The organism is Microcoleus sp. D3_18a_C4 (assembly GCF_036702415.1).
GTDB lineage: Bacteria > Cyanobacteriota > Cyanobacteriia > Cyanobacteriales > Microcoleaceae > Microcoleus.
In genome coordinates, this window is sequence record NZ_JAUBTI010000020.1 from 1 (window position 1) to 23,796 (window position 23,796).

Consider the following 23,796-nt stretch of genomic DNA (forward strand, 5'->3'; position numbering starts at 1 on the left):
AACTAATTATGAAATGGAACCGAAAAATAAACAATAAAGGTAACTTAGTTAATGCAGTTTAGATGTCGAACAGCTTACTACTGCCGAACATCCCTTAGTGATGTTTTTGGACGATTTGCAATGGGCGGATTCGGCATCTTTGAAGTTATTACAACTGTTGATGGAAGATACAGCGCATCTATTGGTGTTGGGAGCTTATCGAGATAATGAGGTGTCCGCTGCTCATCCATTTATGCTGACGGTGGATGAGATTGTTAAGTCTGGCGCAGTGGTGAACACTATTACGCTGCAACCGTTGAGTTTAGCAGATATTAATCAGTTAGTGGCAGATACGCTGATTTGCGATTTATCCTTAGCCGGGCCCTTGACAGAATTGGTTTATCAAAAAATCAAAGGTAATCCCTTTTTCTCTACTCAATTCCTCAAGTTGCTGTATGAAGAGGGTCAAATTATCTTTGACCCCCCTGTGTCCCCCCTTACTAAGGGGGGAAGTAAAGGGGGGTGGCAGTGCGATATTGCTCAAGCTAGACTTACCCACGCCTCGGATGTGGTGGAGTTTATGGCGGTGCAATTGCAGAAGTTGCCGGCCATTACTCAGGAGGTTCTCAAACTTGCCGCCTGCATTGGGGCGCAGTTTGATTTAGAGACATTGGCAATAGTCAGCGAAAAATTACCAGAACCAACAGCATCAGCACTATGGAAAGCCTTGCAAGAAGGACTCATTTTACCCATTACAGAAGGCTATAAATGCTTCATTCCCACAGATGCTCAATCCCATACTGAGTCTATTACCAATCCAACTTATCGCTTCCTGCACGATCGCGTGCAACAAGCCGCTTACTCATTGATTCCTGACAACCAAAAACAAGCCACTCATCTGACAATCGGACAGTTACTCCTCCAAAATTATTCGGAGATAGAAAGAGAAGACAAACTCTTTGATATAGTGGGGCATTTGAATCAAGGAATTGAGTTAATCAATCAATTAAGTGAACGAGAAGCCTTAGCCAAACTCAACTTAGAAGCTGGACGTAAGGCTAGAAATTCTACCGCTTACGCAGCCGCAAATATCTATCTGCAAACAGGGATTGAGCTACTGAGAGCCAACTGCTGGCAAAGTCAGTATGAGTTGACCCTGAATCTCTATATTGCTGCTACCGAAGCTGCCTATTTGAATGGTGACATTGAGGGTATGGAACAGATGGCAGCACAGGTTTTACAAGAAGCTCAGACAATTTTAGAGAAAGTTAAAATTTACGAAATTAAAATCGTCGCCGGGACATCCCAAAACAAGATGTTAGAAGCCATTGCAGTCGGCAGAAATGCACTGTTGCAACTGGGGGTTGAACTCCCTGTCGAACCTGATGAAGCCAAGATTGGCAAAGCGCTACAAGCCCTTGCTGGCCTCCTCGGCGGCAGAAAGATTGAGGAATTAGTTGACCTACCTGTGATGACAAATCCACAGACTCAGGCAGCCATGCAATTGTTAGGAATCTTGCTTACACCCATTTTCCAGGGAATGCCTGGTTTGATACGCCTGATTAGCTCGACGATGGTGAGTTTATCGCTCGAATTTGGGAATGCACCCGCCTCGACTGTGGGGTATGCGATTCACGGCATGGTGTTGTGTGCCTTTTTACAAGAGGTGGAAACCGGCTATGGCTTTGGGCAATTGGCACTCTCATTGTTCGATCGGTTCAATGTGCCCGAATTCAAGTCTATAATTCTGCTTTTGTTTGGTTGTTGGATTCAGAATCGCCAAGAAGCTCTCTTGGGAACGATACCGACGCTGAAAGATGGTTATACGGCTGGCATGGAAACAGGCGACTTTGTATGCGCTGGCTACAGCATAGGTCATTACTTTAATAACAAATTTTTCAGTGGGATCGAACTGGATATTTGGGAACCTGAAATCGTCGGTTACAGGACTGTCTTGGCTCAGGTGAAGCAAGATCCGGCTCAGGATTTTTTGGATATAATCCAGCAGACGGTGTGGAATTTGAGGGAAACCCCTATTCTGTCGGGTTGTTTAATAGGAACTGCTTACGATGAAACGGTGATGATTCCTAAGCACCATCAGGACAATAACCTCACGGCGATCGCTGTTGTCTACATCTACAAACTGTTGCTTGCTTACTCATGCGGTAATTACACCGCTGCTCTTGACTGCGTTGGCCAAGGCAAACAGTATTTAATAGCAGTATCGGGATTAGCTTTTGTTCCCATTTTTCATTTCTATGCCGCCGTCACCCACCTGGCACTTTTTCCCACCCGCCCAGAAATTGAGCAAGCTGAAATTCTCGCTGAGGTGGAAATTCATCAAACTACTCTGCAACAGTGGGCGCAAAATGCTCCCATGAATTATCTGCATAAATGGTATTTAGTTGAGGCAGAACGGCAACGGGTGTTGGGTAACAAAGCTGAGGCTATTGAAATGTACGATCGCGCCATTTCTGGAGCCAAAGAAAATAAATTCCTCAACGAAGAAGCACTAGCTAACGAACTAGCAGCCAAATTCTACTGGGAATGGAGCAAAGAAAAACTTGCTCAAACCTACATGATTGAGGCATATTATTGTTATGTTCAATGGGGAGCCACTGCTAAGGTAACGGATTTAGAAACGCGATATCCGCAGTTATTGGCGCCAATCCAACCGGGAATAAAAACAACTACAACTACGGCCTCAGTGACGACCAAGGGTTCTGGTTCTAACTTAGATATCACCACAGTAATGAAAGCTTCTCAGGCCATTTCTGGCGAAATTCTGCTGGATAAATTACTGTCTAGCTTGATGAAAATTTTGATGGAAAGTGCAGGGGCGCAAAGAGGCTATTTAATTTTATCAAGCCAGGGAAAGCTATTAATTGAAGCTGAAGGCACAATAAATTCCCAACAAGTCACCGTGTTGCAGTCAATCTCAGTTGAAAATTGTCAGGAACTTTCCTCCGCAATTATCAATTATGTGGCTCGCACTCAAGAAAGCGTGGTACTCGATGATGCGGTTCGAGAGGGACAATTTACCAACGACCCCTACATCCAAAAGAATCAGCCAAAATCTATTTTATGTGTGCCGCTGATTAACCAATCTCAAATCGTCAGTATTGTTTACCTAGAAAACAATCTGACAGCGGGAGCTTTTACGCCAGAAAGAGTCGAACTCTTAAAAGTGTTATCGGGACAGGCGGCTATCTCGATCCAAAATTCTAAGCTTTATACAGAAGTCCGCGAAAGTGAGAACAGACTCGCTCAATTTTTAGAAGCAATTCCAGTGGGGGTGTCAGTGCTGGATGCTTCTGGCAAATTTTACTATAGTAATCGCGTTGCTATTCAATTATTAGGTAAAGGAGTTATCCCTGAAGTCGCCAGCGAGCAAATACCAGAGGTTTATCAAGTATATCAAGCGGGAACAGAGCAGGAATATCCCTATGGTGACTTGCCGATTGTGCGAGCGTTGAAGGGGGAAAGTGCCACCGCTGACGATATGGAAATCCACCAAGGCAACAAGATTATTCCGATCGAGGGTTGGGGTACGCCCATCTATGATGAAAAGGACAATATTTCTTATGCAATTGTAGCCTTTCAAGATATCACGGAACGCAAAAAAGCCGAAACAGAGCGAATCAGATTTACCAATGAACTGTTTCTACTCAACCAAGCTTACGAGCGCTTCGTTCCCAATCAGTTCCTCCAGTTTTTAGATAAATCAAGCATTATTGATGTTGAATTGGGCGACCAAGTGCAGTTGGAAATGTCGGTGTTGTTTTCCGATATTCGCGACTTCACCACGCTCTCGGAAAGCATGACGCCGGAGGATAATTTCAGATTTATCAATGCCTATCTTTCTCGCATGGAACCCGTCATTAATGAAAATAACGGGTTTATTGATAAATATATTGGCGATGCGATTATGGCGCTGTTTAGCGGCGAGGCGGATCATGCAGTGAAAGCGGGAATTGCTATGCTGCAGAGCCTCGTTGAATATAATCAACACCGCGCTAATTCTGGCTATGAGCCGATTCAGATTGGGATTGGAATTAATACTGGAACTTTGATGCTGGGAACGGTGGGAGGACAAAATCGTATGGAGGGCACAGTAATTTCCGATGCGGTGAATTTAGCTTCTCGCGTGGAAAGTTTGACGAAAAATTATGGGGTGTCGCTATTAATTACACAGTCAACTTACTCGCGCTTAGAAAATCTCTCCCAGTACGCAATCCGCACTCTCGATACGGTAAAAGTCAAGGGAAAATCTGAAGCGGTGACTGTTTATGAGGTGTTTGATTGCGATCCGCCAGAAATTAAAGAGGGCAAGTTAGCTACGCTGCAATTGTTTGCAGAAGGTAGGGCAAATTACTTGCAAGGGAAGTTAGCTGAGGCGGCAGGGCTTTTTTCCGAGTGTTGGCGTCAGAATCCGGGCGATCGCGTCTCTAAAATTTATTGGGAACGCTGTCAGTCTACTTTAAGAAATCGCACACAAATTAAAGACAGGCCACACAATTTCTATTAATCATAAAAGTCCAAATCTCGATCGCTACATTGTTGGAGGGGGAGATCATTTTCATTTGACGGGGTGACAACCCCCTCAACCTCGGATCGCTAGAATCTATGTTACATTCCTGCGATAGGTGAGAATATTCTTCTCGCAGGTATTCTAGTGCGTCATTAATTACCTAATGGTTTTTAGCTTCATCTCCTGGAATTTGGACATAAGCTTCATCAAGAACAGATTTAATTATTTGAAAGCAATTCATAGTACATAGCTAATTGACACCAGTCTCATCTTTAATGACGATTCAGGATTTGGTTGGTGAACACATAAAAACTTATGTAGGTTACAAAAAGTAATAATCCTTGTCTTGTTAAAATGCTAAAATTAGCTTTACATGATTAATAGTAAAGCTGGGCCGTGCTTGTGTCAACAACTGTATATTTATAAAGTTCAGTAAAAGGTAATCAGCGAGCAGATTTATGTATACTCAACTTTCATTGTGGGAAGAGCCAAAAGCAGAAAGCCAGAAGCATGGTCAGCAATTATCTCTGCCTGATGCCGACATAATCATGTACCGCGACTTCTTCAATAACAATGAGAGCAACCAGATATTTGCCCAATTGTACAGCACTATTAATTGGAAGCAAGAGGTGGCCCTGCTTTTTGGCAAGCAAGTCGCTATACCGCGACTTAGCGCATGGTACGGAGATGCAGGTAAATCATACACTTACTCCCAAATAAAAATGGATCCTAATCTATGGACACCTACACTCATAACAATCAAATCTAAAATAGAAGCAATAGCAGGTACATTGTTTAACAGCGTCTTGCTTAATCTATATCGCGACGGCAAAGATAGTGTAGCTTGGCACAGTGATGATGAATCAGAACTTGGTGAAAACCCAGCGATCGCTTCTGTAAGTTTTGGGGCTACTCGTCGTTTTATGCTCAGGCACAAATACCAAAAAGAAATGAAATTAGAAATTCAATTAACTCCTGGAAGCTTCCTGCTGATGAAAGGAGTAACCCAGCATTTTTGGCAACACCAAATCCCGAAATCAGCCAAAGTTACTGAACCAAGAATTAACCTTACTTTCAGGAAAGTAAGCTAACTGAATTAATGGTAATTTGCCTATGCTTTTATCTGCTTTTACTTGCGGTTTAAAAAAAAGATTGCAACTTTTATTAACAGTAAAAGTAGCGATTTTCGCACAGCAATAACAGTACCGCCGAATTAGCGATCGCACGGGAGTGCCGCTGCTACTGCTGAATTTGGGTCAAGCGGCTAGTTTGTTGCCGCTGCGAGGGTTTTTGGCGAGTAAGCAGAAAGGCTCAGAGTGGTGTGAAGCGCGATCGCACTTATTTTCTCTCAAAGTCTCATTCTTCAGGCTTACCCATTTTGCCTGTTAATGTGTAGTGCATCGTCTTAAATTTTACCCCCTCTTTACTCCCTAAATATTTCAATTTCCTTAACTAACTCGCAGCCAAATTGCCTCACACTATTGACAGAACTTTGGTCAGATGTCTATTAATAATTCGTAAAGAGCTAAGTCTGAAGGAACACAAACCTCGACACAAATAATTATCTCTGAAGATAGAAGAACCCCCAATTAAACACCGCTAATCTATAAAACTATGAGGGAGAAAAAACTACTTAAAACTTGATTAATGTAAGATTTTTTTAAGTAGATTTTAAGATAAAAAAAAGGCAACTTATGGTATTGAGTATTATTGTTCACGGTGGAGCAAAAACCATCACAGAAGAGAAGGTTGCAGCCAACAATGCAGGCTGTACCGCAGCAGCAGAAGCTGGTTGGGCAGTGCTCAAAAGCGGGGGTTCCGCAGCAGAAGCTGTTGAGGCAGCTATCCGGGTTTTGGAAACTGACCAGACATTTAACGCAGGTTTTGGAGCGGTTCTCAACAATCAGGGAGAAGTAGAGCTAGACGCAGCGATGATGGAAGGCGGTTCATTAGCTTGGGGAGCGCTCGCAAATGTTCAAGGCGTGCGCCATCCCATCTCTGTGGCGCGAAAGATTATGGATAAAAAACCCATGTTCTTAGTAGCGGATCATGCAGAAAAGTTTGCTGCAGAAAGTGGAGCCGAGATGTGTACAAAAGAAGACTTAATCGCTGATGAGCAACAGGAAGAGTGGGAGGAGGAAAAAGAAGTTATTGACCGCCCCAATACCGTTGGTTGTGTAGCTTTGGACAGTAGTGGCACCTTAGTTGCCGGTACCTCAACAGGGGGCACTATGAATAAGCCGGCCGGTCGCGTCGGCGACAGCGCCATTATCGGCTCAGGCTTGTTTGCTGACAGTAAACAGGGCGGTTGCTCGACCACAGGCGATGGCGAGTCGATTATACCAGTAGTTCTGGCTAAGACGGCGATCGACTTTCTAGCCTCCGGCAAGCACCCCGATGAAGCAGCGAAGATGGCAATTGAGACTCTAGCATCTAAGGTGGCAGGAGAAGCTGGGTGCATCCTCATAGACCCTCAAGGGCGGGTTGGCTGGGCGCATAATTCAACGGACATGGCTTGTGCTTATAGAACATCAGAAATGGACAAGGTGGCTGCGTTCACTAAGAAAAAACAACTCGTCCATCATTGAAATTATTGAGGCTGCATTCTCTCTAGTTGGAGAGAGTTAAAATTCCGCAACTAATATCTTGTTTCCTAGGTATTAAGTAGCTGGACATCAATAAACAGTTTTTCAATTTGTAGGGCGGGCATTGCCCACCCTACTTTTAATTATGTCGAGTTACTTATTTGCCCGGAAAACAGTTCAATTCAAACTCGACTTGGAGGTTTCTATGAACTCAACATACGACTTTCCTTACTTTCAGGGTAATTCTCTTTCCGATTTGTTTGCTCCCGACATCACAGATGGACGTTATGCGTTCATCCTAAATTATCCTGCAACTGCCAGTTGGGCTGCTTACCCCAACAGGAAAAAATACTTTATTCAAGACGGCAGCAGTGAAGCCACCAAAACTTCTTTCGACAAGATTGGTCAGAAGGAACCTTGGAAAAATCTGGCTGTGTTAGGCGATGCCATTCCAGGGATTGTAATTAATGAGCCGCCGAACTCGCTGATTGACTATTGGCGGGATCATTTGGGCTTCAGTAACAGCAGTATGGAGATGATAGACTGCTCAACTTATCTCGAAGATCTCAGCGTAAGCGATCGCTTTGACAAACTCCTGACTCTATTTCCCTTCGACAATCTCAAACCCGAAAAACACGCCGTCCATCCCGACATCCACTACCACTTGCTCAGCAAAGCAACCCTAGCAGAATTAGGCGTGCAATGTCCGAAATACGAAACCTACCATCTGCACGAAGTCAATCTCGAAAGCATTCAGTTACCAGAGCAATTCCCCTACTTAATTAAAACATCCCACGGACTTTCTGGAGAAGGCACTTATATTATCAAAAGCGCCAGCGATCTGAACTACTGCTTGCAGGAAGTGAGGAAATATCTCGATATTAAGTTGGTGGATACGATTATTGTCTCGGAATTCGTCAAGAATGAAGTGCAGAACTATTGCGTGCAGTTCTATGTAAGCAAAACGGGAAATATCACGCTTATCGGCACTACCGGCCAACTTGTCACTCCAGAGGGCAGCTATTTAGGGGGACTAATTCACTACCGCGAAACCGACATGAGTAGGTTTTTTGAGATGATTGCCGCTATTGGTAAATATGCTCACCAACAGGGTTATTTCGGCGTAATTGGCTTCGACGTGCTGGAAGACTCTGAGGGAGAGTTGTATGCTATTGATGCCAATTTCCGAGTTAATGGCTCGACTCCGCTTTGCTTACAGCGCCATACCTTACTGGGGCTGGGAAAGGAGGTGGCTAAATATTCCAGTGACTGGCGAATGGATGGGACTTTGGAATCGATTCTTGTCACCCTGAAACCCGAACTCGATCGCAAGGACTTGATAATCTTGTCGGCTTTAGAGAAGGTTAAATACGGAAAAATCTACACGGAAATTTACGGGATAGTTGCTGGTGAGGATATGAAGGATATGCAGGACATCGAGCAGAATTTGCACAGTAAGGGATTGCAGCAATAGGGTTAATATCTACTCTACCGATTGCAGCGGTTGTGCGGTTTTCCCCCTCATCTCGCGCCCAGGGTTCGGTGATATCGGCAAACGGGCCATCAAAAATCAAAATTGAAGATTCCACAGCTTTGAAGTGACCCGATTCATGGGGTTCGGCAAGATAATGCCACAGGTCGCGAATATCCTCAACTAAATAACACTTTGATTTAGGGGAATTTCGATCCAAAACTCTGTTGCTTGTCCGGGTTCTGATGTACACCAAAGTTTCCCTTTATGCTTTTTGCTCACAATTTGATAACTAATAGACATCCCCATTCCCGTACCTTTTCCTACGGGCTTGGTTGTAAAAAATGGGTCAAATAGCCGTTTTTGGACTTCCTCTGTGATGCCACACCCATTATCAGCAATACAAATTCTGACCAATTTTGAGTTATACAGACTCGTACTAATCCGAATTGTTTTTTTCTCCACCCGATCTCGCTCATCTAAAGCATCCAGAGCATTTGTCAGAATATTCATAAATACCTGGTTAAGTTGTCCTGCATAACATTCGATCTGCGGCAGAGTACCGTACTCTTTGATCACTTCAATCTCTGGATGTGTGTGTCTGGGCTTGAGACGATTTTGCAGAATCATCAGGGTGCTTTCAATGCCTTCATGGATATCGACAGCTTTGAAATCTGCTTCGTCCAATCGAGAAAAATTCCGTAGAGATTTAACAATATCGCGGATACGTTCAGAACCTACTTTCATAGACTTGAGCAGTTTTGCTAAGTCTTCGCTCAAAAATTCGATTTCAATATCTTCAGACTTGGCTTGAATCTCCGATACCGGCTGGGGATAATACTTTTGATAAAGCTGTAGTAGATCTAGTAAATCTTGGGTATATTGGCTAAGATGAGATAAATTACCGTGAATAAAATTCGCCGGATTATTCACTTCATGGGCAATCCCGGCTACCAGTTGCCCCAGAGATGACATTTTCTCACTTTGGATGAGTTGGGCTTGAGTTTCCCGTAGTTCTTGAGTGCGTTCTTCTACTTTTTGTTCAAGGGTGTGGTAAGAGTTCTTTAATTCGTGACTCATTTGATTAAAAGATACTGATAAAGTTACCAATTCCTCTACGAGAGTGTCGGGAACATTTTGCTCTAAATTTCCACTGGCGATCGCCTGACTGGCTTGACTCAATCGCCGAATAGGTTTAGCTATCCATTGTGAAGTGATAATTGCTAATCCTGTTGCGATTACCAGTGATAACAGACAAAGGATAATCGTCGTATTTCTATTATAATTTATTTGCTCCATAAAATCAGATTCAGGCACGACGACTACAATTAGCCAATCTATACCTCTACCATCATTCAGCGGTAGCAACTGAACAAACTGCCGTTCACTGTTGAGGGTAAATTCTAACTGTTCTGATTTATTAATTTTGTCAAATTTACCAAAATATTTCTGCAAATATTTAGCTGTCTCCCGCACAAATGGTTCGCTACTTTCCACGGCGTCAATCATCTTCTGAGCTTTACCTTGTCCTTTGATTAGTGGCTCTTTTGTGGAACTAGAAATCATTGAACCCGATCGCTCCATCACAAAAGCCCTACCTGTTTTACCAATAGACAAACTTCCCAGAAATTCCCTTAAATTTTCTGAGAGGACAACAAGAGTGGCACAGACACCCAAAAGTTTACCTTCTGAGTCATAGACAGGTTCGCTGGCAGTAATTGCAGGCTTGCCATTGTTGACAATATTCACAAAAATATTGCTCCAAGTAGGCCTCCCTGCTTTCACAGCAGAAAGATACCAGGGGCGTTGCCGAGGATCGTAAGAAGAGTTTACCTGTTCTAGGAATTTTTGCCGATCGCCCCTATTATCCATTTCATAAAAATAAAAATGATAGTTTGTTTCTTTATTACTCGCAGTCATCGCGATTTTTGACTCCCGACGAGTCGCACCTAGATAATATCCTTGAGCATCGCCACAATAGGATGAAAAAACAAAAGGGGAGATTTGCACTTGGGTTAAAAGTTGCTTAGCGTTGCGGCCATTCACCATGTCCATGTGGCCCAGTGCAAAAGCGACTGAATTCACACGATTGATATCATGAGGTTTGTTGATATATTGCTTGAGTTCTCCTTCAATGCGTGCTATTAGTTCCTGACGAAGTTGAGCCGCCACATCGTTAACCGCTTTTTGTCCGTTGCGTAAGGAAAGCCAACCTGTTAAGCTCACTGCTGTAAAGATTTGTAGAACAAATGGAACAACAAGAACACCGCGCAGAGGAATTTTTAGACCATTCGCAGTTGGAGGCATAGATGATAATGCTTAGCCATTGGTTCTTTGTCTATCATAATATCAATTCATCCAAGGAGCGTGAAGCGGAGCTATCCCAAGCGTGACTCGCCCTTTTTGTAGCCCCGTTAATCTGCGGTTAAAAGCGATCGCTTAGGGGAAGTTTTTTATTTTTCCGTTGGTCGGTAAATTGACAAAATAGCATATATTTGATAGGTAGTTAATTTTGGCATTCAACTAATACCAATTTAATGTGAAGTTGCATATATTTCGCTCCCCCTAAATCCCGCTTAATAAGGGGAGTAGGGGTTGACTTTGACGACCAAGCTCTTGTCCACCCCCTACTCCCCCTTAGTAGGGGCGGTGCCAAGAGTGCCCGCCCTCTTGGTTAGGGGGGATCAGATTCTACGGGGCCTCATATAAAATTGGTATAACAAATGATATTAATAAGCTGTTGGGCATCTAAATTGTATTTTGTGGGCGGGCGAGACGCCCACCCCCAAGACTTTTCTTAAATTTGACTATACAATTTAAATGCACTTCAGCTTAGCTATCTTGGTTTATTTGACACTCCCTGACCTGAAGGTGCAGGGATTCTTGGTTCTGCGACAGACCTTAAAATCATCTATCCTTTCGGCAATACTTAAACCAGATATCCGCTCAAAAGAGCCAAGTATGGAGCCTAACTTAGATAACCTCAGAGGGTTTGTCTCCCCAAGCTTTCGAGAATTTTTTCTCTTTTTTCTGTGTGTCCCACAGTAAGTTTTATATCTAATTATCTCGAAAAAGTTTAGTCTCTGATCTTAGCTTACGTTAGTTAGCCTAGCTATGTTTATTCGTGGTTTTCGCCACCCACTAGCCATTATTATTTTCCGACCAGTCGTTTGAGCGTGGTGTCTCATGTGTATCGGCGGTTATTCTACCTGTGACATAAGTCTTATTCTACCAGGTTTTGAATAAAATACAAAGTTTGGAATAAAATACAAAAAAACTTCAAATAAATATATTAATGAGACTAGAAAACTCAAACAAAAACTCAAGTTAATTAAAGCCGTCCTAAAAGGACGGGGCTTTAGACCCAGTTTTTCGGTAAATGCAATAGTCGATCGCATTTACCAGCCTACCTACCTAGCCCGCACCACCAACACCGAACAAGGAGCTTCAGCGACAACCTCCGCACTCACCGAACCCTCTAAAATCCGCTTTAAACCAGTTAAACCCCGACAGCCGATCGCAATTAAATCGGCCTTATAGATATGAGCCAAACGGACAATTTCTTCTGCTGGTTCTCCCGAAACAATCTCCAATTCGCTCTGGCAAGGCAACTTTTCCTGATAAGATTGCAGCAACTTCTCTACCTCTCGGTAAGCAATCTCATTTCCCTGAGCGTGAGGTCGATCGACAACCGCGTCAAAATCCGACCTACCAGAACTGACAACATGAACTAGAATCACCTTTGCCGTCGGTTCTAGCTGAAATTGTCCTACAACTTGCAATACCTGAGTCGCTAACTCTGAATTGTCGATCGCTACCAAAACAGTATTCAATACCATGCACCTTTAAATTTCCGATATTTAGACTTTAACTTTTCGCTGATTGTCGCCTACTTTCGACAATTTCGCGCTTCCCACCAACATCATTATTACCTACCCCGAAACCCGGTTTCTTAACATAATTGCGTCATTTAAGCAAGATTCTGGAAGAAACCGGGTTTCTTAAGCCCGCAGTGCGTAACTCGGTAGGTGCAAATAAACTGGGTCGCTTGTCACAGAATGTAAAGCTACCATAATCGCAAGATAATTGCTTCCTTTCATTGCAATTCACTCGCTTTTGACTACCTATGTATTTTGCCGATCGCCAATCTCAAATCTACCATCTAAAACTCACCCTTTCCCTCATTTTCAGTCCGCAGCCGCACCGAATCAGCGTGAGAAGGAAGCCCCTCGGCTTGGGCCAAAACATTAATCGCCCTACCCACCTTCTTAAGTGCTGCAGGTGAATATTGAATCAAACTCGAATGCTTCATAAAAGTTTCGACACCAAGCGGCGACGCATAGCGCGGAGCCCCAGAAGTCGGCAAAGTGTGATTCGGGCCAGCCAAATAATCCCCCACAGCTTCCGGCGTCGAGCAGCCCAAGAAAATCGCCCCAGCGTGGCGAATTTGATCGAGCAAAGCCCAGGGATCTGCAACTTGCAATTCCAAGTGTTCGGGCGCAAACTCATTAGAGAGTTCCGCCGCCGCTTTGATCGAGTCAACTACTACGACTAAACCATAGTTGGCGATCGCCTTTTCTGTTAAAGTTCGGCGCGGGTGATTTGCCAACTGTCTGTCTACCTCAGCTACCACCTTCCTAGCCAGCACCGAATCCGCCGTCAGCAAAATTGCCGACGCCATCGAATCGTGCTCAGCTTGAGCCAACATATCCGCAGCCACGTGCACAGGATTCGCCGAACCATCCGCAATAATCAGCACCTCCGACGGGCCAGCCAGAGAATCGATCCCCACAGTCCCGTAAACCAGTTTTTTAGCCAGGGTGACGTAAATATTCCCCGGCCCAGTAATTAAATCCACCTTCGGAATAGTTTCCGTACCGTAGGCCAAAGCCGCGATCGCCTGCGCCCCGCCTACTCGATAAATCTCATCAACTCCCGCTTCCTGAGCCGCTACCAGCACCGCAGGATTCATTTTCTTCTCCTGTCCGGGGGGAGTACACATCACCAGTCTCGGCACCTTGGCGACCTTCGCAGGAACCGCATTCATGATCACCGAGCTTGGATAGGACGCCTGACCGCCAGGAATGTAGATTCCTGCTCGATCGACCGGGGTGTAGCGCTTGCCCAAAACAATCTCGTCATCACCAAACTGCACCCAAGACTTGGGTACGCGCTGTCGGTGAAACGCCTCTACCTGTTTGCAAGCCAGCCGGATGGCATTTAATAATTCTTTCGACACCTGCTGGTAAGCAGCATCCAATTCGGCGCCTGTCACCCGTAAATCTTCCACATTTAGGGTCATGCGGTCAAATTCAGCAGTGTAGTGCAGCACAGCCTGATCGCCTCTGCGCCTTACAGCTTGCAGCACCTCCCGCACGGTGGCTTCTTTGTGAACGACAAGTTCGTCATGGGTGCGATCGCAGATCCGTCGCAGTTCAGCTTGTGCCTCAACCCACTGAGTAATGATTCGCAGCATGGAGATTAGGAATGCCGTCTATAACTTCACTAACATTTGCTTGACAATTGGGGATTTTTGTGGCTATCTCCTAGAGAAGTAGGCCACCACCAGTCCACAAGCTTAAACCGCGATAGTCGCGGCATTTTCCAAGGCTTCAGTGCAGCGTTTAAATCTCTGTCGAGGATTTTGCAACACTGAGGACAAGTCACCACATTCTCTAGGAATTGCCCGCCAGAGAACCGGTTGCGGAGGGAGAGGGTTGGAACGCAGAGGGGGAGAGTGTCCGACGCCGATAATATCCGAGAGGGAGAGTGTTCGATCGGGAGAATTTTGATTCTGCCTTCTACCTTCTACCTTCTGATCCGGCTGTCTTCTACCTTCTACCTTCTACCTTCAGCTTTTTACCTTCTACCTTCGGTAAGTGCTTCTTGCCGAAGCCCAAATAACCCGTATTCTTTGTTATAGCTTAACTTGGATTTTTCAGAGAATTGGATTTTAAGCAAAATAGGTGCTATATTAGTTTTTCCAACACCTGATAATTTTTTTATAAAAAAACGCCAAATTATTGTATACTTGAAAATTGCGCGCAAGAAACCGTGACTTTAACTCGTGACGGTGGAAACACCGCAAAACGCATCTGTAAAACCCGTGTCATACCTTTGGGTATTGTCAGGGGTAAACAACAGGCAGTTAAATGAGTCAATAAAAAATTATTGCGCGGGCGTCGCCAAAAAGTAGCCACAGACTCAGCTCAATCTGAGCGAATGGAAAGTGGCTGTCTCACTCCGCCATTAAAAATCAAGCTTTTTGCGGATCGATCCCGAAAAGGTTGTCCTTCAAAATCCCCGTGTCTTGGGACTGTCTTGAGACTAGGGTGTATCAATGAATACCTACTTCCAGCAACTGAACTATGGCAAATATTAAGTCCGCCGTCAAACGAGTCAAAATCGCCGAACGTAACCGCTTGTACAACAAATCTTACAAGTCAGCGGTCAAAACTTTGATGAAGAAGTATTTCGCTGCCGTAGACAAGTACGCCGCAGCTCCGAGCCCGGAATTAATGCAAGAAGTCCAGCAGCGAATGTCTGAGGCCTACAGCAAAATTGACAAAGCTGTCAAAAAAGGTGTACTCCACCGCAACAACGGCGCTCGCAAAAAGTCCCGCTTGGCAAGAACCCTCAAGCCACACGAAACATCCTCGGTAGCGTCTTAAGGAAGCAGAAAGTTCGGCAACGAAGCAGTGTACAAGATTGAAGGGATGGATGTTGAGGGAAGAAGTCAAGCGTGAAGAAGTCAAGCGTGAAGCAGGAAGAAGGAAGAAAGAAGACGGAAGATTTTTCCCGCACACTCTCTCCCACTCCAACTCCCAGACTCTCTCACTCCCCCCTCGCCCTATCCCACCAGGACTCTCCCGTATCACCTCTAATCTGCTTCCCCCATGCAGCTCATCGACACTCACGTTCATATCAACTTTGAAATCTACAAATCTGAGTTAGAAGCCATTCGAGAACGCTGGCGCGAAGCTGGTGTAGTTCGGCTGGTTCATTCTTGTGTAGAGCCAGAAGAGTTTGCCGGCATTCAAGCAATCGCCAACCAGTTTGCAGAAGTCTCGTTTGCGGTTGGACTCCACCCCCTAGATGCCGACAAGTGGAAAGACGAGACTGCAAGCCAGATTAGGGAATTAGCAAGTTCGGACTCTAGGGTAGTGGCGATCGGCGAAACCGGACTGGACTTTTATAAAGCTGACGATCGAGAACACCAGTTTAAAGTGTTTGAGGCACAGCTTGAAATCGCCCAGGAACTTGACAAACCAGTCATTATCCACTGTCGCGACGCCGCCGCCCCAATGGCCGAAATGCTGAGGAACTTTTGGCAAACACGCGGACCAGTGCGCGGGGTCATGCACTGCTGGGGAGGCACGCCCGAAGAAACCCAGTGGTTTTTAGACCTAGGTTTCTACATTAGTTTTAGCGGAACAGTCACCTTTAAAAAAGCCTTGCAAATACAAGAATCAGCTTGTATGGTAAATAGCGATCGCATCCTAGTCGAGACAGATTGCCCTTTTCTCGCCCCCGTACCCCAGCGGGGAAAACGCAACGAACCAGCCTACGTCTACTACGTAGCCGAGCAAGTTGCTAAATTGAGAGGAGTTTCTCTCTTAACTTTGTCCCAGCAGACAACCGAAAATGCCTGTCAGCTATTCGGCTTTTCTGTTTAGTTATAGCAGAACAGAGAAACGAGGAAAACAAGTTGATTTAAGAGCCAGCGATCGGGACAATCCCATTTCTATCCTGCCAGAAAAACCGGATTCATCCTTTATTGGAGATTCTTTTGGCGTTGCCTGTTGCGATCGGATTTGCGTCCTATAATAAAAAGAACCGACCGATCGGGCATTGGCTTAGTCTCCGCGACTGCGATGTCGCCCGGAAACTACCAACACAACGCGAGTACGCTAACCTTCGGGAGCGGTCAAAACTTCACGCAATACCTCAAACTTACACACTCAAACTTACACACTCAAACTTACACATCAGAAGAAACTTGGAACCTCAGCAATTTGGCAATAGCTGTCAAGTCAATTTTAGGAGTCAAAAGTGTAGGGAATTCACCCAGGGATACCACGAGATCAGAGCTAAAAGCATCTCGATCGAAACTAAAATCCGCACAAAAATACTGCGAGCCACCAGCAATAATAACCGTTGCAGCAGTTGGCAGGCGATCGAAAACATCATATAAATTCTCTCACACAATCCATCAAAAAAACGCAACAAGGTAAAAAAGCCCAGCCTTGGCGCCATGTAAAAAGCTAGAGCCACTGCGGAAAAAGGACACCCATGATCACTAAAGATTACACAGAATTCGCCTTCACCTTGCCCGATTTGATCGAAATCCAGCGGGCAAGTTTTCGCTGGTTCCTAGAAGCCGGACTGATCGAAGAACTCGACAGCTTCTCCCCGATTACAGACTACACGGGCAAGCTGGAACTCCACTTCATGGGCAAAGACTTCAAACTCAAGCGCCCCAAATATGATGTGGACGAAGCCAAGCGCCGGGACAGCACCTACTCGGTGCAAATGTACGTCCCCACCCGCCTGATTAACAAAGAAACAGGGGAAATCAAAGAACAAGAAGTCTTCATCGGCGATTTGCCATTGATGACCGAGCGCGGCACTTTCATTATCAACGGCGCAGAACGGGTCATCGTCAACCAAATCGTGCGTTCCCCCGGCGTGTACTACAAATCGGAAACCGACAAAAACGGTCGCCGTTCGTATAACGCCTCGCTCATTCCTAACCGCGGCGCTTGGCTGAAATTTGAAACAGACAAAAACGATTTAGTCTGGGTCAGAATCGACAAAACCCGCAAACTATCGGCTCAGGTGCTGCTCAAAGCCCTCGGACTCACAGACGGCGAAATCTACGACTCCCTGCGGCACCCGGAATACTTCCAAAAAACGATCGAGAAAGAAGGACAATTCGGCGAAGAAGAAGCTTTGATGGAGCTCTACCGCAAACTGCGTCCGGGTGAACCCCCCACCGTGGCGGGCGGCGAACAGCTCCTCCACTCGCGCTTTTTCGACCCCAAACGCTACGATTTGGGCAGAGTCGGCCGGTACAAACTCAACAAAAAATTGCGCTTGACAGTCCCCGATACAACGCGGGTGCTGACATCGCAAGATATCTTGACCGCGATCGACTACCTAATTAACCTCGAATTCGACATCGGCTCCACCGACGACATCGACCACTTAGGCAACCGTCGCGTCCGCAGTGTCGGAGAACTGCTGCAAAACCAAGTGCGCGTCGGACTCAACCGCTTAGAACGGATCATCCGCGAAAGAATGACCGTCTCGGATGCCGACTCCCTCAGCCCCGCTTCTCTGGTCAACCCCAAACCGCTGGTAGCAGCAATCAAGGAATTCTTCGGTTCCTCCCAGCTATCGCAGTTCATGGATCAAACCAACCCCCTGGCAGAACTGACTCACAAACGTCGGCTTTCCGCCTTGGGCCCTGGAGGTCTGACTCGCGAGCGCGCCGGGTTTGCAGTACGGGACATTCACCCGTCCCACTACGGCCGGATTTGCCCGATCGAAACACCAGAAGGCCCCAACGCCGGTCTGATCGGTTCCTTGGCAACCCACGCCCGCGTCAACCCCTACGGCTTCATTGAAACTCCTTTTTATCCAGTAGAAAAAGGACGGGTGCTGCGCGACAAAGCCCCCGTTTACATGACAGCCGATGAAGAAGACGATTTGCGCGTGGCGCCCGGAGACATCAGCCTCGACGAAAACAACAACCTCTTGGGCGAAACAGTAGCCGTCCGCTACCGCCAAGAGTTTACTACCACCACTCCGATGCAGGTGGACTACATGGCGATTTCGCCGGTGCAAATCGTCTCCGTAGCGACATCGCTGATTCCGTTCTTGGAACACGACGACGCCAACCGAGCTCTGATGGGCTCGAATATGCAGCGGCAAGCTGTGCCGCTACTGAAACCAGAACGGCCCCTCGTCGGTACGGGCTTGGAAGCTCAGGCCGCCCGAGATTCCGGGATGGTTGTGGTTTCCCGGATCGACGGCGAGGTGATTTACATCGACGCTACCCGGATTATTGTCAAACCCCTGGCTGTAGATGCCGAATCGAATTCCAGCGAAGAACATTTCCTGATTAAGGAATACGACGATCTCAAAGTCAAACAGCCCTCGGTTTGGAAGCAAAAATATGCTGGCTGCATCGAACACGAACTGCAAAAATATCAGCGCTCTAACCAGGATACTTGTTTAAACCAGCGTCCGCTGATTTATGAGGGCGATCGAGTCGTAGCAGGTCAAGTGCTCGCCGACGGTTCATCCACCGAAGGGGCAGAGCTCGCTCTGGGTCATAACATTCTCGTAGCTTATATGCCTTGGGAAGGCTACAACTACGAAGACGCCATGCTAATTAGCGAGCGTTTGGTGTACGAAGATGTCTACACTTCGATCCACATTGAAAAATACGAAATCGAAGCCCGCCAAACCAAACTCGGCCCCGAAGAAATCACCCGCGAAATTCCTAACGTCGGCGAAGACGCGCTGCGCCAGCTAGACGAACAAGGAATTATCCGCAAAGGTGCTTGGGTAGAAGCCAGCGACATCCTAGTCGGCAAAGTCACCCCCAAGGGCGAATCCGACCAACCGCCGGAAGAAAAACTGCTGAGGGCAATCTTCGGCGAAAAAGCCCGCGACGTGCGCGACAATTCCCTCCGCGTCCCTAACGGCGAAAAAGGCCGCGTGGTGGACGTGCGGGTGTTTACCCGCGAACAGGGCGACGAACTGCCCCCCGGCGCCAACATGGTCGTCCGCGTCTACGTGGCTCAAAAGCGGAAGATTCAAGTCGGCGACAAAATGGCCGGCCGCCACGGAAATAAGGGTATTGTGTCCCGGATTCTGCCGATGGAGGATATGCCTTATTTGCCCGACGGGACTCCCGTTGACATAGTGCTCAATCCCTTGGGCGTACCGTCGCGGATGAACGTGGGTCAGATTTTTGAGTGCTTGCTGGGATGGGCGGGCGAAAATCTGTCGATGCGGTTCAAGATGGTGCCTTTTGATGAAATGCACGGGGCTGAAAAGTCGCGCGAAACCGTACACGGCAAGTTACAGGAGGCGCGCGAAAAAACCGGCAAGCCTTGGGTGTTTAATGAAAAGCACCCCGGCAAGACTATTGTCTACGATGGCCGAACTGGGGAACCGTTCGATCGCCCGATCACAGTCGGCATCGCCTATATGCTGAAGCTGGTTCACTTGGTAGACGATAAGATCCACGCCCGCAGCACGGGCCCTTACTCGCTGGTAACGCAGCAGCCTTTGGGCGGCAAAGCACAGCAGGGGGGTCAGCGGTTCGGAGAAATGGAAGTCTGGGCTCTGGAAGCGTTCGGCGCAGCTTATACTTTGCAAGAGTTGCTGACTGTGAAGTCGGACGATATGCAGGGGCGGAATGAAGCGCTGAATGCGATCGTCAAAGGCAAAGCCATTCCGCGCCCCGGTACGCCTGAATCTTTCAAGGTGCTGATGCGGGAGTTGCAATCTTTGTGCTTGGATATTGCTGTGCACAAGGTGAATACGTCCGACGAGGGCAGCGAGCACGTTGAGGTGGATTTGATGGCGGATGCTGGGGGCAAGCGATCGCCCTCCCGGCCTACTTACGAATCCCTTTCTCGTGACGAACTTGACGATGATTAGGCATTAAAGATTGTCGATTAAAGATTAAAGATTTTTTGACAGCATTCAATTCTTTAATCTTTAATCGGCAATCTCAAATTAAAATGCCTCAGCAGTGTTCGTACCACTGCTGAGGCGAATCAACGCTCTAAACAGGAGAGACGCTGAACATGAATATTGTAACAGTTGTCCCAGGAATTCAAGGAGAAGTTGACCGGGCGACGGGCTGTATTAATTGGCAAGGGAGCAAGTTTGGCAACGGTTACGGGCGCAAGTGGATCGATGGCAAAACAGTATTAGTCCACCGTTTAGTCCTCGAATCAAAAATAGCAGGATTCCTCGGTTCCGGTTATTTTGGTTGCCATACCTGCGACAATCGAAGCTGCATCAACCCGGCACATCTGGTAGCTGGAACTGCTGCTGAGAATACCGGGCAGATGATTGGGCGCGATCGCAAAACTCCCAGACGCAAAAGTATTCCCGGTATTGGCATATTGTCGATCGCACAACTACGGGAAATTCAGACTAAATATTTATCTGGAACCATCAAGAACCACCTAGCAAAAGAGTATGGAGTACAACATGAAACTATTACTAAGATACTTCAGACAAATATTCCCGATAACTTCACTACAGTTTCACCCAATTTTTTAGGAGAAATTCAAGACAGCGGCTGCATCATTTTCTCAGGTGGAAAGGATGGTCAAGGTTATGGCAGATACTGGAAAAATGGGAAATTAAAATCAGTTACCCGTGCTGTTTTAGCCGAGAAATTAGGATATGAACTTCCGACTTCGATGGATGCTTGTCATACCTGCGACAACCCCAGTTGCATCAATCCAGAACACCTTTGGGCAGGTACTCGCACTCAAAATTTGTTAGATGCTTCTAAGAAAGGACGCACTCAAGGAAAAAGTCATCCTCTTTCCAATGCCAAATTAGATTGGGAAAAGGTGCGAGAAATTCGACAAAAGCTAGCAGCAGGAGAGAGGATGAAGGATGTAGCACAGGAATACAGTGTCGGCCGCAAAACCATACACGATATTAAATATCACGTCACTTGGAAGGAAGCAGGCGAAGAGGTTCCAGTTCCTCGCATGGGTGGATATCTTGAACGAAAATTGACTTTCGAGCAAGCTCTTGAGGTACGAAAAAGGATTAGAGATAGAGAATCAATCTCTAAAATAGCTGATGACTTAAAAGTATCCTCAAGTGTTATCTATGATATTAAAAATAATATCACATATAAAGGAGTAAAAGAGTGATTTAAACCTAAAAAAAGGACAGAAAAAAGATAAACCACCCCAAATAATCTACTGTAAATTATCAATTGGAGTCAAGAATGGCTAAAATAGAACAACGCTTTGATTACGTCAAGATCGGGTTAGCTTCACCCGAAAGAATTCGACAGTGGGGAGAGAGGACTTTACCCAACGGTCAGATAACTGGAGAGGTGACAAAACCAGAAACAATTAATTATCGCACGTTAAAACCTGAAATGGATGGCTTGTTTTGCGAGCGCATTTTTGGGCCTGCAAAAGATTGGGAATGTCATTGTGGGAAGTACAAACGAGTTCGCCATAGAGGCATTGTTTGCGAAAGATGCGGTGTAGAAGTCACTGAATCTCGCGTCCGCCGTCACCGGATGGGATTTATCAAATTAGCGGCTCCCGTAGCTCACGTTTGGTATCTCAAAGGCATCCCAAGTTACATGGCAATTCTGTTAGATATGCCGCTCCGAGATGTCGAACAAATCGTGTATTTCAATGCCTACGTTGTCCTAAATGCAGGTAATGCAGAAAAGCTGCAATACAAGCAATTGCTCACCGAAGATGCTTGGCTGGAAATAGAAGACGAACTTTACAGCGAAGATTCCACACTCACAGGCGTAGAAGTAGGCATAGGTGCCGAAGCTTTGCAAGTTTTGCTGCAAAATATTCCGCTAGAAAGTGAAGCGGAAAAGTTGCGGGAAGATATTGCTAATGCTAAGGGTCAAAAACGGGCAAAGTTAATTAAACGCTTGCGGGTTATTGACAACTTCATCGCTACGGGTTCTCAACCCGATTGGATGGTGCTCAACGTAATTCCGGTGATTCCCCCCGACTTGCGGCCAATGGTGCAGTTAGACGGCGGCCGTTTTGCAACCAGCGACCTCAACGACCTCTATCGGAGAGTCATCAACCGCAATAACCGCTTAGCTAGACTGCAAGAAATTCTGGCGCCGGAGATTATCATCCGCAACGAAAAGCGGATGCTGCAAGAAGCAGTGGATGCGCTGATTGACAACGGTCGCCGGGGCCGGACAGTGGTGGGGGCAAACAATCGGCCGCTGAAGTCGCTGTCGGACATCATTGAAGGGAAACAAGGCCGCTTCCGGCAAAACTTGCTGGGGAAACGGGTTGACTACTCCGGACGTTCCGTGATTGTAGTAGGCCCGAAGCTGAAGATTCATCAGTGCGGTTTGCCGAGAGAAATGGCGATCGAACTTTTCCAGCCCTTCGTCATCCACCGCCTGATCCGCCAAGGATTGGTCAACAACATCAAAGCAGCCAAAAAACTGATCCAGCGCAACGATCCTAGTGTTTGGGACGTGCTTCAGGAAGTGATTGAAGGACACCCAGTAATGCTGAACCGGGCCCCCACCCTGCACCGTTTGGGGATTCAAGCCTTTGAGCCGATTTTGGTAGACGGGAGGGCAATTCAGCTTCACCCGCTAGTCTGTCCGGCCTTTAACGCCGACTTTGACGGCGACCAAATGGCCGTGCACGTGCCATTGTCTCTGGAATCTCAGGCCGAAGCACGCTTGCTGATGCTGGCTTCTAACAACATTATGTCGCCGGCTACTGGGAGACCGATCGTTACTCCTTCTCAAGATATGGTGCTCGGTTGCTATTACTTGACAGCCGAAAATCCTGACGCTCAAAAAGGAGCCGGTCACTACTTCTCCAACCTCACCGACGCCGTTGTGGCTTACGAACAAGGAGTTGTTGATTTGCATTCTTATGTGTGGGTGAGGTTTCAAGGCGCCATAGAAAACGCAGAACCGGAGGGAGAACCGCTGAAAGTCGAACGATCGACCGACGGTATAGTGACCAAAGAATACAAGTTCCGCCGGGAACGCGTTGACCCAGAAGGCAAGGTGATAAATCAATTCATTCGCACTACTCCGGGCAGGATTATCTATCACCAAACCATCGAATCGGTAATTAACAATTAGAAATCGGTAAGAGGTAAGAAGTAAGAGGTAACAGGTAATGGGTAATAACTGGCTAATAATTGCTAACAAATAATGGCGATCTAAGACAGAAAAATTACCCATTATTACTTAACAATACTGCGGCTCCGGTGTTACCGCTCGAAGTCGAAGGGCAGAAAAAGTTACCAATTACCAATTAAGTAGGTAGGTGAAAATAAACTTTCTTATGGGAAAGGCAATCTTGGTGCATTCATCTCCTAGCGAATGCTCTCTTTCTTGCTCAAGCTAAACCAACCCCACAAAATGCTTGTTGTTTTTTCCTTCTCGCTCCACTTGCTCGCTTACCCACTTACCAACAACCAACTACCAACACCTC

Annotated in this window: 13 protein-coding genes; 9 read left to right on the forward strand and 4 right to left on the reverse strand. The window is 46.4% G+C overall.

Annotation, left to right across the window (positions count from 1 at the left end; translation table 11 throughout):
• Window positions 1-97: 97 nt before the first annotated feature.
• The 4 genes from QUB16_RS12030 (at window position 98) to QUB16_RS12045 (ending at window position 8,569) form a co-directional block, all read left to right on the forward strand.
• Window positions 98-4,507, forward strand: coding sequence for an adenylate/guanylate cyclase domain-containing protein (locus QUB16_RS12030; protein ID WP_333316247.1), 4,410 nt, complete (start codon window positions 98-100; stop codon window positions 4,505-4,507).
• Between the two features lie 461 nt (window positions 4,508-4,968).
• A complete protein-coding gene (locus QUB16_RS12035) occupies window positions 4,969-5,601 on the forward strand; it encodes an alpha-ketoglutarate-dependent dioxygenase AlkB (protein ID WP_333316249.1) in 633 nt (210 codons plus the stop codon).
• Between the two features lie 603 nt (window positions 5,602-6,204).
• Entirely contained in the window at window positions 6,205-7,098 is an 894-nt protein-coding gene (locus QUB16_RS12040; protein WP_333316250.1) for an isoaspartyl peptidase/L-asparaginase family protein, read from the forward strand.
• A 202-nt stretch (window positions 7,099-7,300) separates the two neighbouring features.
• Window positions 7,301-8,569, forward strand: coding sequence for a carbamoylphosphate synthase large subunit (locus QUB16_RS12045; RefSeq protein WP_333316252.1), 1,269 nt, complete (start codon window positions 7,301-7,303; stop codon window positions 8,567-8,569).
• 180 nt (window positions 8,570-8,749) lie between these two features.
• Here QUB16_RS12045 and QUB16_RS12050 read toward each other — a convergent pair whose 3' ends face one another.
• The 3 genes from QUB16_RS12050 to hisD form a co-directional block, all read right to left on the reverse strand.
• On the reverse strand, window positions 8,750-10,873 hold the full coding sequence (locus QUB16_RS12050) for an ATP-binding protein (protein WP_333316254.1): 2,124 nt from the start codon (window positions 10,871-10,873) through the stop codon (window positions 8,750-8,752).
• A 1,103-nt stretch (window positions 10,874-11,976) separates the two neighbouring features.
• Entirely contained in the window at window positions 11,977-12,405 is a 429-nt protein-coding gene (locus QUB16_RS12055) for a universal stress protein (protein WP_333316256.1), read from the reverse strand.
• Window positions 12,406-12,728: 323 nt separating this feature from the next.
• Entirely contained in the window at window positions 12,729-14,042 is a 1,314-nt protein-coding gene (gene hisD / locus QUB16_RS12060) for a histidinol dehydrogenase (RefSeq protein WP_333316257.1), read from the reverse strand.
• An 892-nt stretch (window positions 14,043-14,934) separates the two neighbouring features.
• On the opposite strand from hisD, the gene rpsT reads away from it, so the two are divergent.
• Window positions 14,935-15,237, forward strand: a complete 303-nt coding sequence (gene rpsT, locus QUB16_RS12065; protein ID WP_333066838.1) for a 30S ribosomal protein S20 — start codon at window positions 14,935-14,937, stop codon at window positions 15,235-15,237.
• A 225-nt stretch (window positions 15,238-15,462) separates the two neighbouring features.
• On the forward strand, window positions 15,463-16,242 hold the full coding sequence (locus tag QUB16_RS12070) for a TatD family hydrolase (protein ID WP_333244503.1): 780 nt from the start codon (window positions 15,463-15,465) through the stop codon (window positions 16,240-16,242).
• Window positions 16,243-16,612: 370 nt separating this feature from the next.
• On the opposite strand, the gene QUB16_RS12075 is transcribed toward QUB16_RS12070, so the two are convergent.
• A complete protein-coding gene (locus QUB16_RS12075; protein WP_333316259.1) occupies window positions 16,613-16,756 on the reverse strand; it encodes a hypothetical protein in 144 nt (47 codons plus the stop codon).
• A 102-nt stretch (window positions 16,757-16,858) separates the two neighbouring features.
• Between QUB16_RS12075 and rpoB the strand changes: the two genes are divergently transcribed.
• The 3 genes from rpoB (at window position 16,859) to QUB16_RS12090 (ending at window position 23,441) form a co-directional block, all read left to right on the forward strand.
• A complete protein-coding gene (gene rpoB, locus QUB16_RS12080; RefSeq protein ID WP_333316261.1) occupies window positions 16,859-20,245 on the forward strand; it encodes a DNA-directed RNA polymerase subunit beta in 3,387 nt (1,128 codons plus the stop codon).
• Window positions 20,246-20,394: 149 nt separating this feature from the next.
• The gene (locus QUB16_RS12085) at window positions 20,395-21,489 is read left to right on the forward strand and encodes an HNH endonuclease (RefSeq protein WP_333316262.1); all 1,095 of its coding nucleotides are present in this window, start codon (window positions 20,395-20,397) and stop codon (window positions 21,487-21,489) included.
• Window positions 21,490-21,566: 77 nt separating this feature from the next.
• Entirely contained in the window at window positions 21,567-23,441 is a 1,875-nt protein-coding gene (locus tag QUB16_RS12090) for a DNA-directed RNA polymerase subunit gamma (RefSeq protein ID WP_333316264.1), read from the forward strand.
• The last annotated feature ends 355 nt before the right edge of the window (window positions 23,442-23,796 follow it).